The sequence below is a fragment of the Actinomycetota bacterium genome (assembly GCA_016700055.1).
Lineage (GTDB): Bacteria > Actinomycetota > Acidimicrobiia > Acidimicrobiales > Ilumatobacteraceae > Kalu-18.
In genome coordinates this window covers 1,074,162-1,086,692 of sequence record CP064997.1, presented here as the reverse complement: position 1 = coordinate 1,086,692, position 12,531 = coordinate 1,074,162, and the positions used below count along the sequence as shown (strand labels likewise).

The 12,531-nt window shown below is 69.3% G+C and carries 8 protein-coding genes, 1 tRNA gene, 1 pseudogene and 1 riboswitch; of the genes and pseudogenes, 9 read left to right on the top strand and 1 reads right to left on the bottom strand.

Annotated features, from left to right (window positions below):
• The first annotated feature begins 189 nt into the window (after positions 1-189).
• The 3 genes and pseudogenes from IPM43_05200 to IPM43_05190 all read left to right on the top strand — a co-directional run bounded on the left by IPM43_05200 (position 190) and on the right by IPM43_05190 (position 3,990).
• Complete coding sequence (locus IPM43_05200; GenBank protein QQS25765.1) at positions 190-1,395, top strand: IS481 family transposase; 1,206 nt, start codon at positions 190-192, stop codon at positions 1,393-1,395.
• A 52-nt stretch (positions 1,396-1,447) separates the two neighbouring features.
• Complete coding sequence (locus tag IPM43_05195) at positions 1,448-2,644, top strand: helix-turn-helix domain-containing protein (protein QQS25764.1); 1,197 nt, start codon at positions 1,448-1,450, stop codon at positions 2,642-2,644.
• Between the two features lie 143 nt (positions 2,645-2,787).
• Positions 2,788-3,990 (top strand): annotated as a pseudogene (locus IPM43_05190) (IS481 family transposase).
• Positions 3,991-4,030: 40 nt separating this feature from the next.
• Here the strand turns inward: IPM43_05190 and IPM43_05185 are convergent.
• Positions 4,031-4,102 (bottom strand) — tRNA-Arg (locus IPM43_05185).
• A gap of 94 nt (positions 4,103-4,196) precedes the next feature.
• On the opposite strand from IPM43_05185, the gene argS reads away from it, so the two are divergent.
• From argS to IPM43_05155, 6 genes are all read left to right on the top strand, one after another.
• A complete protein-coding gene (gene argS, locus IPM43_05180) occupies positions 4,197-5,936 on the top strand; it encodes an arginine--tRNA ligase (protein QQS25763.1) in 1,740 nt (579 codons plus the stop codon).
• Positions 5,937-5,946: 10 nt separating this feature from the next.
• On the top strand, positions 5,947-7,224 hold the full coding sequence (gene lysA, locus IPM43_05175) for a diaminopimelate decarboxylase (GenBank protein ID QQS25762.1): 1,278 nt from the start codon (positions 5,947-5,949) through the stop codon (positions 7,222-7,224).
• Positions 7,225-7,374: 150 nt separating this feature from the next.
• A riboswitch (cyclic di-GMP riboswitch) is annotated at positions 7,375-7,455 on the top strand.
• Between the two features lie 114 nt (positions 7,456-7,569).
• Positions 7,570-8,790 carry an LPXTG cell wall anchor domain-containing protein gene (locus IPM43_05170; protein ID QQS25761.1) on the top strand — a complete coding sequence of 407 codons (1,221 nt, stop codon included), beginning with the start codon at positions 7,570-7,572 and terminating at the stop codon, positions 8,788-8,790.
• A 119-nt stretch (positions 8,791-8,909) separates the two neighbouring features.
• A complete protein-coding gene (locus IPM43_05165) occupies positions 8,910-9,419 on the top strand; it encodes a type II toxin-antitoxin system PemK/MazF family toxin (protein QQS25760.1) in 510 nt (169 codons plus the stop codon).
• A 71-nt stretch (positions 9,420-9,490) separates the two neighbouring features.
• On the top strand, positions 9,491-10,759 hold the full coding sequence (locus IPM43_05160; GenBank protein QQS26338.1) for a homoserine dehydrogenase: 1,269 nt from the start codon (positions 9,491-9,493) through the stop codon (positions 10,757-10,759).
• Between the two features lie 10 nt (positions 10,760-10,769).
• Positions 10,770-12,143: a threonine synthase gene (locus tag IPM43_05155; GenBank protein ID QQS25759.1), complete on the top strand. Its 1,374-nt coding sequence runs from the start codon at positions 10,770-10,772 to the stop codon at positions 12,141-12,143.
• Positions 12,144-12,531 lie beyond the last annotated feature (388 nt).

Sequence of the window (12,531 nt, the reverse complement as noted above, 5' to 3'; positions counted from 1 at the left end):
TGGCTGTGCGAGCCAGACCTCCCCGCTGGTGTGCCAGCACGGCGAAGCTGATCGGCGACCGCGTAGCCGTTGATGTCGGGCCTTGCCGATGTCTCGCGACATCACAGCGTGCCCTCGGCAGTGTGGAGTCTCACCACATCGGCAAGGGATGTCGCGCGTCATAGGCAAGGTGGCGGCTGATCTGGCTGGGTGTCGCGAGCCCGGCTGATCATCACCGCTGTCGTTGTTGAGGGTCGTTCCCAGGCCGAGGTCGCCCGGGCTTACGACGTTGCCGAGAGTTGGGTGTCTCGGCTCGTGTCCCGCTGGCGTGCTGAGGGTGACGCCGCGTTCGAGCCGCGCTCACGACGTCCAGTCACGCGTCCCGGGGCGACGCCGGCCACGACTGTCGAGGTCGTGCTCGAGCTGCGCCGCCAGCTCACCGCAGCGGGCCTGGACGCAGGGGCGGACACGATCGTGTGGCATCTCGCCCAGCATCATCGGATCGAGATCTCGCGGGCGACCGTGTACCGGATCCTGCGCCGCGCCAACGCCATCACGCCAGCCCCGAAGAAGCGCCCGAAGTCCTCCTACATCCGATTCCAAGCCGACTTCCCGAACGAGACCTGGCAGGGCGACTTCACCCACCATCGCCTGGCCGACGGATCCGACGCCGAGATCCTGTGCTGGATCGATGACCACTCCCGCTACGCGATCTCGGTCACCGCCCACCGCCGGGTCACCGGCCCGATCGTCGTCACCGCGTTCGCGGCAGCGATCGAGACCCACGGAGTTCCCAGCTCAACTCTCACTGACAACGGCATGGTGTTCACCACCCGCCTCGCCGGCGGGAAAGGAGGCCGCAACGGCTTCGAGCACCTACTCGACTCACTCGGGATCGTCCAGAAGAACAGCCGACCCAATCACCCGACCACTTGCGGCAAGGTAGAACGCTTCCACGAGACCCTCAAGAAGTGGCTTCGCAGCCAACCCGGCCCAACCACCATCACTGCTCTCCAACACCAACTCAACGTCTTCATCGAGACCTACAACCATCACCGACCGCACCGCTCGCTCCCACACCGAACCACCCCGCACGTCGCCTACACGACACGCCCCAAAGCCACCCCCACCGGCGTCCACTCACCGCACTCACGAGTCCGCCGCGACCGCATCAACGCCGGCAACATCAGCCTGCGCGTCAACGGCCACCTCCACCACATCGGCCTCGGACGAACCCTCGACCGAACCCCCGTCCTGATGCTCATCGACGACCTCGAAGTGCGCGTCATCCACGCCACCACCGGCGAAATCATCCGCACCCTCACGATCGACCCCAACCGCCGCTACCACGGCACCGGCAAACCAACCGGCGGACCCAAAGGACCCCGAAAAACCAAGAACCCGAACCCCAAATGAAGGTTCGGGCCTTGCCGATGTCTCGCGACATCACAAGCGTGCCCTCGGCAGTGTGTGGTTTCAGGACAAGGAAACGGGTGTCGCGACATGGAAACGCGGGGTCCGGGTGGGTCCGGCGGTGACTGCGGTGTCGATAGCCCGTCTGGTCATCACCGCTGTCGTTGTCCAGGGACGCTCCCAGGCTGAGGTCGCCCGCACCTACAAGGTGTCGAAGGGGTGGGTGTCGAAGCTCGTGGCCCGCTACCGCGCCGAAGGCGAGGCGGCGTTCGAGCCACGATCGCGTCGCCCGGCCCGCTCGCCGACCGCGACCCCTGAGACTGTCGTCGAGCTGGTCCTCGAGCACCGCAAGTCTCGTGTCGCCGGCGGGCCTGGACGCCGGCCCGGCGACGTTGGTGTGGATCCTCGAACACCATCACCCATCCGGGTGTCAGCGCGACCATCTGGCGGATCCTGCGCCGCGCCAGGGCCGTGGACCCCAACCGCACGCGCCCCGCTCGTCGTACATCCCTTCGCCGACCAACCCACGAGTGCTGGCAAGCCGACTTCACCCACGTCCGCCTGGCCGACGGCACCGACGTCGAAGTCCTCACTTCTGGCGACCACTCCCCTACCTCATCTCGGTCACCGCCACCGTCGGGTCACCGGCCCCATCGTCGTGGCCGCCTTCCGCCAAGCGTGCGCCACCACGGGATCCCATCCACCCTCACCGACAACGGCATGGTGTTCACCACCCGCCTGTCAGGTGGCCGTGGCCCAAGGCTTCGGACCGACTCGCCACCTCGGCGTCACCCAGAAGAACTCCGACCCAACCCCCCGGCACCTGCGGCAAGGTCACCTCCAACAAACCATGAAGCTTGGCTCACCGCCCGACCACCCCCACCACGATCGCGCTCCACGCTCTGCGACCGCTTCGTCGACGTCTACAACCACCAGCGCCCCACCGCTCCCTACCCGGCCACCACCCCGCCGTCGCCTAGCGACACGCCCAAAGCCACACCCACCCCGACACGACCGCCACCACCCCCGACACCGCGACCAGCCGGCGTCACCCTGCGCCACCACGGCGCCTCCACCACATCGGCCTCAGCCGAACCCTCGCCCGAACCCCGTCCTCTCCTCATCGACGACCTCGACATCCGCGTCATCGACGCCGCCACCGGCGAGCTCTACCGCCACCTCACCCTCGACCCCACCCGACCAACCCTCAACGACCGGGACCCCGACCCCAAAACAACAGCAACCCCAATGAAGGTTCGGACCGTTTCCTATGTCTCGCGACATCACAAGCGTGCCCTCGGCAGTGTGTGGTTTCAGGACATAGGAAACGGGTGTCGCGAGACATAGGAAACGCGGGGTCCGCGGCCGGGGTGGGTCCGGCGGTGACCGTTGCCGGTGTCGATAGCCCGTCTGGTCATCACCGCTGTCGTTGTCCAGGGACGCTCCCAGGCTGAGGTCGCCCGCACCTACAAGGTGTCGAAGGGGTGGGTGTCGAAGCTCGTGGCCCGCTACCGCGCCGAAGGCGAGGCGGCGTTCGAGCCACGATCGCGTCGCCCGGCCCGCTCGCCGACCGCGACCCCTGAGACTGTCGTCGAGCTGGTCCTCGAGCACCGCAAGTCTCGTGTCGCCGGCGGGCTCGACGCCGGCCCGGCGACGTTGGTGTGGATCCTCGAACACCATCACCACATCCGGGTGTCAGCAGCGACCATCTGGCGGATCCTGCGCCGCGCCGGGGCCGTGGACCCCCAACCGCACAAGCGTCCCCGCTCGTCGTACATCCGCTTCCAAGCCGACCAACCCAACGAGTGCTGGCAAGCCGACTTCACCCACGTCCGCCTCGCCGACGGCACCGACGTCGAAGTCCTCACCTTCCTCGACGACCACTCCCGCTACCTCATCTCGGTCACCGCCCACCGTCGGGTCACCGGCCCCATCGTCGTGGCCGCCTTCCGCCAAGCGTGCGCCACCCACGGGATCCCCGCATCCACCCTCACCGACAACGGCATGGTGTTCACCACCCGCCTGTCAGGTGGCCGCAGTGGCCGCAGGCTTCGAGACCGAACTACGCCACCTCGGCGTCACCCAGAAGAACTCCCGACCCAACCACCCCGGCACCTGCGGCAAGGTCAGGCGCGTCCAACAAACCATGAAGCTCTGGCTCACCGCCCGACCACCCGCCACCACGATCGACGAGCTCCAACAGCTCTGCGACCGCTTCGTCGACGTCTACAACCACCAGCGCCCCCACCGCTCCCTACCCGGCCACAGCACCCCCGCCGTCGCCTACGCGACACGGCCCAAAGCCACACCCGGCACCCGCGACGACGACCGCCACCACCGCGTCCGGCGCGACACCGTCGACCAAGCCGGACGCGTCACCCTGCGCCACCACGGACGCCTCCACCACATCGGCCTCAGCCGAACCCTCGCCCGACCCGCGTCCTACTCCTCATCGACGACCTCGACATCCGCGTCATCGACGCCGCCACCGGCGAGCTCTACCGCCACCTCACCCTCGACCCCACCCGCGACTACCAACCCTTCAACGACCGAGACCCCCGACCCACCCGAAAAACAACACAGTCCGAACCCCAATGAAGGTTCGGACCGTTTCCTATGTCTCGCGACATCACAAGCGTGCCCTCGGCAGGATTCGAACCTGCGCACACGGCTCCGGAGGCCGATGCTCTATCCCCTGAGCTACGAGGGCGGGCCGGGGCAGGCTACCTGGGCACCGTCGAGCGCTCCATGCCGGCGGATCGTGTAGGAGGATCGATCCGAGCGCGCGCCACAATGGGCGGCTCATGGCCGATCCGCTGCGCAACATCGAAGACCTGCTGCGCCCTGCCTTCGCGCAGGTGGCCGGTGGCGACGTCGACGTCGACCCGGTGGTGCGCCCGAGCGAGCACGCCGACGCGCAGGCCAACGGTGCCCTCGCCCTGGCGAAGCGTCTCGGCCGCAATCCGCGCGAGGTCGCGCAGGCGGTCGTCGACGCCGCGGGCGGCCTGGCGGCCGTGTGCAGCGGCATCGAGATCGCCGGGCCGGGGTTCTTGAACCTCACCTTCGACGACGCCTTCCTCGCGGGTCAGCTCGCATCGTCTGCTGCCGACGAGCGGCTGGGGGTGACTGCGCCGGCGCGGGCGCTGACCGTGGTGGTCGACTACTCCGCACCGAACGTGGCGAAAGAAATTCACGTCGGCCACCTGCGCACGACTGTGATCGGCGACGCATTGGTTCGCCTGCTCGGCTTCGTCGGTCACCGGGTGATCCGAGAGAACCACATCGGCGACTGGGGCACCCCGTTCGGGATGCTCATCGAGCACCTCGTCGACATCGGCGAGGCCGAGGCCGCGCAGCACCTGTCGCTCGGCGACCTCGACGCCTTCTACAAGCATGCTCGGGCCGCGTTCGACGCCTCCGACGAACTGAGAGAGCGCTCCCGGCAGAGGGTGGTCGCGCTTCAAGCCGGCGACCCCGAGACGCTGCGTCTGTGGAACCTGCTCGTGGAGGTCTCCGCCGCCCACTTCAACACCGTGTACGACCGCCTCGGCGTGCTGCTGAACGACGGCGATCTGATGGGGGAGAGCGCGTACAACGACCTGCTTCCCGAGGTGATCCGCCGGCTCGACGAGTTGGGCATGCTGCAGCAGTCCGCCGGGGCAGACGTGGTGTTCGTGCCCGGTTACACGAACCGTGAGGGCGATCCGCTGCCGCTGATCGTGCAGAAGGGCACAGGCGGGTTCAACTACGCGACGAGCGACCTCGCCTGCGTGATCGACCGTGTCGAGCGGTTGCACGCCGACCTGCTGCTGTACGTCGTCGGCGCCCCCCAGGCCCAACACCTGCAGATGGTGTTCGACGTGGCCCGGCTAGCCGGATGGCTGCGGCCGCCGGTCGAGGCCGTGCACGTTCCTTTCGGCAACGTGCTCGGCAGCGACCGCAAGATGCTGAAGAGCCGCAGCGGCGAGCCGATGAAGCTCGCCGATCTGCTGTCCGAGGCGGTGGTCCGCGCCCGCGCCGCGGTCGAGGAGAAGAACCCCGCCCTGCCCGACGCGCAGGCCGCCGAAGTGGCCCGCATGGTGGGCATCGGCGCAGTCAAGTACGCCGACCTGTCGACGGACCGCATCAAGGACTACGTCTTCGACTGGGACCGGATGCTGTCCTTCGACGGCAACACCGCGCCCTACCTCCAGTACGCGCACGCCCGCATCTGCTCCATTTTCAGGCGCGCCGGAGTGGAGAGGGCCTCCGTGCGGGCGGTGACGCCCCAGATCGCCGCGCCCGAAGAGCGCCGGCTCGCCCTCGCGCTGTTGGGTTTCGACGCCGCGGTGCAGGACACGCTGGAGCGCTACAGCCCCCACCGGCTGTGCGGCTACCTGTACGACCTGGCCACCGACTTCACCGCGTTCTACGAGCACTGCCCGGTGCTGAAGGCCGGTCACGAGGCCACGCGCGAGAGCCGGTTGGCGCTCTGCGACCTGACCGCGCGGGTGCTCGAAACCGGGCTCGGGCTGCTCGGCATCGAAGCCCCCGAGCAGATGTGAGCGGGCGGCGATGAGTGCCCCCGTGCCGCTGCGCCTGCTGCCCGACACCGCCGAGGTGGGCGCGTCCGGCGAGCTGCGCATCGGCGGTTGCGACGTGACGGCGCTGGCCGCCGAGCACGGCACCCCGCTGTTCGTGTACGACGAGGCCCACCTGCGGAGGCGCTGTCGCGAGGCGGTCGCCGCGTTCGGTCCCGACCGAGTCGTCTACGCGACGAAGGCGTTCCTGTGCACCGCGATGGCCCGCCTCGCCCACGACGAGGGGCTGCTGCTCGACGTCGCCACGGGAGGCGAGCTGTTCGTCGCGCTTCATGCCGGCGTGCCCGCGGACCGCTGCGTGATGCACGGCAACAACAAGAGCCTCGACGAGTTGCGCATGGCCTTGAGCGAGGGCGTGCGCCACGTGGTGGTCGACTCCTTCGACGAGCTCGATCGCCTGGACGCGCTCCGTGCCGAAGGGCTGCCCCGGCCTCGGCTTCAGGTGCGGGTCACTCCCGGTGTACACGCCCACACCCACGAGTACATCGCCACCGGGCAGGACGACTCCAAGTTCGGGTTCAACCTGTCGAACGGCGACGCGCTCCGCGCCATCGAGCGCATCCGCGCCTCCGGCGTCGGCGAGCTCGTCGGCGTGCACTGCCACATCGGCTCCAACGTCTTCGAGGCGTCGAGCTTCGCCAAGGCGGCCGAGGTGATGGCCGGCTTCGTGCGGCCGCTCGACCTGCCCGAGCTCACCCTCGGCGGCGGGCTGGGCGTCGCGTACGTGACCGACGAGGAGGCACCGACGATCACCACGTGGGGCTCGGTGCTGCTCGACGCCTGCGCCGCGCTCGGGGTGCGCAGTCGCGTGTACGTCGAGCCGGGCCGGGCGATCGTCGGCGCCGCGGCCGTCACCGTCTACACCGTCGGCACGGTGAAGCGCATCCCCTCCGTGCGTACCTATGTCGCGGTCGACGGCGGGATGAGCGACAACCCTCGCCCCGTGCTGTACGGCAGTGGCTACGAGGCCTTCCTCGTGCGCGACGTCTTGGCCGAGCGCCGTGAGCAGGTGAGGGTCGTCGGCAAGCACTGCGAGAGCGGCGACGTGCTGATCTTCCGCGCCGCCGTGCCCGCCGGGGCGGCGGTGGGCGACCTGCTGGCGATGCCGGTGACCGGTGCCTACGGGCACTCGATGGGCTCCAACTACAACAAGGTGCTGCGCCCGGCAGTGGTGTTCGTGCACGACGGCGACGCCCGTCTGGTGGTGCGCCGGGAGACGTTCGACGACCTGGTGCGCGGCGACGTCGGCTGAGTCGCGGTTCGGCTTCCGCGCTCGGCCGCCGACACGCCACGCTGGGGCGATGGGCCCAACGACCCATTCCCGTCAAGGATCTGCGAACGGCCGAGACATTTGCTACACCCATCGCGTAGGGTCTTCTTGCCGGATCGTTCGCGAACCGGCACGGTAGGGATGCGTTGATCCGCTGGCTGCAACTGGTCGCTTGGCCGGCGGGGAGCAAGAGCGAAACCGGCCCGCCACCGAACCAACCAAGCGCCGAACGGCGCTCGAGAGGCGGAGGCCGCAGCAATGACGAAAGTGACGTCAGGGAGCCCAAGTCGAAGGACCACCCGCATCCTGCTCAGCGCAGCGATTGCCGTGGCCGCGGTGCTGGCGTTGCCCGCTCTCAGTTCTCCGGTGAGCGCCCACCACTCCGACGTGTCCGCATACGCAGATTGCGAAGGCGTCGTCCACTACACCGCAACGGCTTGGGAAGGCTGGCCGGGGGTGGAAGGGTCACGCACCAACCCATCTGTCGTCATCGGCGCAGAGGGCGACAGCGGGTGGCTCGGGCTGGTCGGTTCGGGGGCGTTCACTCCCGAGAACGGCTATTCGTTCAGCGGCTCGTTCCCGTGGCCGGCGAGCAACCCCGCATACGTGCGGATCTACGCCGAGACCCAGGCCCCTTGGGGCTCGGGCGAGGCTGGTGGCCAGACCAACTGGTCAGGGACGGTAACGCGCCCGACCGACTGTGACGACCCCGGCGAGGGCACCGGGACGCTTTCGGTGAACTGCGTCGAGGGCACGGCGACGGTGAAGTTGACGCTGGCGCACACCGGCGGTGACGAGGCCGTCACGTTCGAGGTGCCGGGCTTCCCGAACCCGATCGTGATCCAGCCCGGAGGTGCGTCTCAGGAGCTGACGCTCACCACTGATGCACCGGATGGCTTGTTCCAGATCACGATCCGGATCGACGGTGTCGACACCCCGCTCAGCATCGACGTCGCTTGCGATCGCCCCGGCGAGGGTACGGCCGACCTGCGGATCGATTGCGACGAGGAGACCGGAGTGGCGACCGCGATCGTCACCATCACCTGGACCGGTGGCGACAAGCCGGTCACGTTCGTGGTCGACGGTGTGCAGTACGTGCTCGACGCGAACAACCCGAGCGTCCAGATCCCCTTCGAAGACGTCGACGACCCGGTGTTCCAGATCGTCGTCACCATCGACGGCCGCGAGGTGCCGCTGACCGAGGACGTCGACTGCGACCCGCCAGACACGACGAACCCGCCGTCCACGACGAACCCGCCGTCGACGACGAACCCGCCGTCCACCACGGAGCCGCCGTCGACTACGGAGCCGCCGACGACGGCGCCGCCGACGACGGAGCCCGCGGAGACGACGACGTCGGTCGACTCGGGTGGGCCGACGACCACCACAGGGTCCGGCTCGGGTGCGGTGACCACCACGATCGCCTCCGGCTCGGGGGGCGGACTGCCGAGCACCGGGGGTTCGGTGAGCCTGCTGCTCGTCGGGCTCCTTCTCGTCGGCGCCGGTGGGGCGATGGTGCTGGTTCGCCGCCGCCCGGACACCGCATGACCCTCGACAGCTAGGAAGCCCCGTCCCCTAGACCGTGGCCCGCCGGGAACTCGTCGCCCGGCGGGCCACGCTCGCGCCGCCGCTGATGCAAGGATGATCTTCGTGAGGGCGTGGCGGCGATGACCGGTCAGCGGGGCGGGTTGGCTCGGCGCACGATCGATGCTCTGCGCCGAGCCGTGCGTGGCGGCGGCGCCGGCGGTGGCGGCGAGGCCGTCCGAGCTCCGTCTGCAACCGACATCGAGCTGAGCGCGGACATCGCCGTCACCTACGAGCCCATGCTCGACGGCGACCCCGACCCGGGTGAGGTGGTGTGGACCTGGGTGCCCTACGAGGACGATCCAAGCCAGGGCAAGGACCGCCCGGTGGTGCTCTTCGGCCGGCGGCGAGAGCACGCGGTCGGGGTGGCACTCACCTCGAAGGAGCGCCCAGACGAGGCGCAGGTGTGCGTCGGGCGGGGACCGTGGGACAGAGAAGGTCGCACCAGCTACGCGAAGCTCGACAGGATCATCGACGTCGATCCGGCGCAAGTGCGTCGGGAGGGCACGGTGCTGGAGCGCGAGCGGTTCGACGCCCTCGTTGAAGCGCTGCGCGCCCACCACGGCATCGTCGTCGCGCCGCGACGCCGCTGAACTGCCTTCCCCGCCGCTCCCGCCGTCCCCTACCCTCACGGATCGTGACGCAGCAGGCGAAGACGGTCCGCATCGGTGTGCTCGGCTGCGGCAACGTCGGCGCCGCGCTGGTACAGCTCGTCACGCGCCAGGCCGACGCCATCGCCGCCCGCACCGGCGTGCGCCTGGAGGTGACGCGCGTGGCGGTGCGCAACCTGTCGCGCGAGCGCGAGGTCGACTTGGACGAGGGCGTGCTCACGCGTGACGCCCACGCGGTGGTTACGGATCCCAACATCGACCTCGTCGTCGAGGTGATCGGTGGCATCGAACCGGCGCGCGAGCTGATCACCGGCGCGATCGCCCGCGGCAAGCCGGTGGTGACGGCGAACAAGGAGCTGCTCGCGAACGTCGGCGCCGAGCTGTTCGCAGCTGCCGATGCTGCCGGCGTCGACCTGCTGTTCGAGGCCGCGGTCGCCGGGGGGATCCCTCTGGTGCGGGTGCTGCGCGAGAGCCTGCTCGGCGAGCCGGTGCGCCGAGTGATGGGCATTCTGAACGGCACCACCAACTACATCCTCACCAAGATGACCGAGGACGGCGCCGACTACGCCGAGGCTCTGGCCGAGGCACAGCGCCTCGGCTACGCGGAGCGCGATCCGACCGCCGATGTCGAGGGCTTCGACGCGGGGGCCAAGGCGGCGATCCTCGCCTCGATCGCGTTCGGCAAGCGGGTGGTCGCCGGCGACGTGTACCACGAGGGCATCGCCGCGGTGTCCGCGGGCGACATCGCGATGGCCAAGCGGCTCGGCTACGTGGTGAAGCTGCTCGGCATCGCGGAACAAGACGCGGAGACCGGCGAGATCGCGGTGCGCGTGCACCCGGCGATGGTGCCGGTGCACCACCCTCTGGCGAGCGTGCGGGAGAGCTACAACGCGGTCTTCATCGAAGGCGACGCGGTGGGCTCGCTGATGTTCTTCGGCCGTGGCGCCGGCGGCATGCCGACGGCTAGTGCCGTGCTCGGAGACGTCATCGACGCCGCCGTCAACCTGGTGAAGGGCGCACACGGCACCATCGGCAGCTTCGGCAAGGCACAGATCCGCGCGATCGACGAGACCAGCGCCGAGTACCTGCTGAGCCTCGACGTCGCCGACATCCCCGGGGTGCTCCACGCGGTCACCGGCGTCTTCGCCCGGCACCTCGTGAGCATCAGGGCCGCGGAGCAAGAGGGCAGCGGCGACGGAGCCCGCCTCGTGTTCATCACCCACGTGGCCAAGGAGTCCGCCGTGCAGGCGACACTGCGTGAGCTGCGCGACCTCGACGTGGTGCACTCCGTCGGCAGCCTGCTGCGCGTGATCGGGAGCTGACGCTTTGTCGATGCGGTACGTCTCCACCCGGGGCTCGGCGCCAGAGCTCGGCTTCGCCGACGTGCTGCTGGCCGGGCTCGCCGCCGACGGCGGGTTGTACGTGCCCGCCGAGTGGCCGGCGTTGCCCGAGTTGCCCGTCGGTGACTACGCCGCGATGGCGGCGGCGGTGATGGCGCCCTACGTCGAGGGCGAGATCGACCGCGCGGCGTTCAAGTCGATGTGCCACCACGCCTACGCGACGTTCCGCCACCCGGCGACCACCCCGCTGGTGCAGATCGGGCCGGACCAGTGGCTGCTCGAGCTGCACCACGGTCCGACGCTCGCCTTCAAGGACGTCGCGCTGCAGCTCGTCGGGCGGCTGTTCGATCACGTGCTCGGCCAGCGCGGCCAGCGGGTGACAATCGTCGGCGCGACGAGCGGCGACACCGGCTCGGCGGCGATCGACGGAGTGCTGGGCTGCGCGCACGTCGACATCGTCATCCTCTACCCGCACGGCCGGGTGAGCGACGTCCAGCGGCGCCAGATGACCACTGTCGACGCACCGAACGTGCACACCGTCGCCGTCGACGGCACGTTCGACGACTGCCAGGACCTGGTGAAGGCGATGTTCAACGACGCCCCCTTCCGTCAGGAGCTGTCGTTGTCGGCGGTGAACAGCATCAACTGGGCGCGGGTGATGGCCCAGGTCGTCTACTACGTGGTCGCCGTCGACGCGCTCGGCGGCCAGCCGCTGAGCTTCAGCGTGCCCACCGGGAACTTCGGCAACGTGCTGGCGGGCTGGATCGCCCGTGAGGCAGGGGCCCCGATCGAGACGCTCGTCGTCGGCTCGAACACGAACGACATCCTCACCCGCTTCTTCGAGACGCACTCGATGACGACCAGCACCGTGGTGCCGACGCTGTCGCCGTCGATGGACATCCAGGTGTCGTCCAACTTCGAGCGGCTGCTCTACGAGATCAACGACCGCGACGGTGGGATGACCGCCGAGCAGATGGCTCGCTTCCGGGCCTGCGGGCGCCTCGACGTGGAAGCCGACCAGTACACGCGTTGGATCGCCCCGGTGTTCCGCAGTGCACGCTTCGACGACGCTGCGACGCTCGCCGAGATCGGCCGAGTGCACGCCGAGACCGGGCTTCTGATCGACCCCCACACCGCGGTCGGCACCGCGGCAGCACGAGTCCGCTGCGTTCCGGGGATACCGATGGTGACCCTCGCCACCGCCCATGCGGCCAAGTTCCCCGACGCCGTGCACAAGGCCACCGGCGTGCACCCCCCGCTGCCGGCCCATCTGGCCGACCTGCTCGAGCGCCCCGAGCGCACCACCCGCCTGCCGAACGATCTCGCCGCGGTGCAAGCCTTCGTCCGCACTGTCGCCCGCCCCTGAGACCCCCGCCGCCGGCCACCGCGGCCCACCGCCGCCCTCCGCTCACCGCCTCGAAAAGCCGGAGGAAAACCGCAGCTTGCGCGCCAATGTGTCAACGAAACGACGCCTAGAGCAGGTTGGTTGACAGATTGGCGCGCAAGCTGCGCGCGCTGGTGGGGGGGCGGACGCGGTTGGTGGTGGGTGGGCTACTGCGGGTGGTGACGTTGCGGAGGGTGGGGCAGTCTCGGTAGGTTGGGGGTGCCCGATATGTCGGGCCGCACCCCGTCCGATCCGGCCGAACGTTCGGTCGAGCAGCCGGTCGTGTGCGAATCCCTCTTCCGGCGGTGGGGCCGCTGGTTGTTCGAGCTCTTCGCTCGTCACCTCCCCCACTTGTCCAGAACCCCTCTCG

Coding starts and splice junctions, on each gene's coding strand:
- argS (QQS25763.1), top strand. CDS start 4,197: ATGGCCGATCCGCTGCGCAACATCGAAGACCTGCTGCGCCCTGCCTTC.
- IPM43_05155 (QQS25759.1), top strand. CDS start 10,770: ATGCGGTACGTCTCCACCCGGGGCTCGGCGCCAGAGCTCGGCTTCGCC.
- lysA (QQS25762.1), top strand. CDS start 5,947: ATGAGTGCCCCCGTGCCGCTGCGCCTGCTGCCCGACACCGCCGAGGTG.
- IPM43_05165 (QQS25760.1), top strand. CDS start 8,910: ATGACCGGTCAGCGGGGCGGGTTGGCTCGGCGCACGATCGATGCTCTG.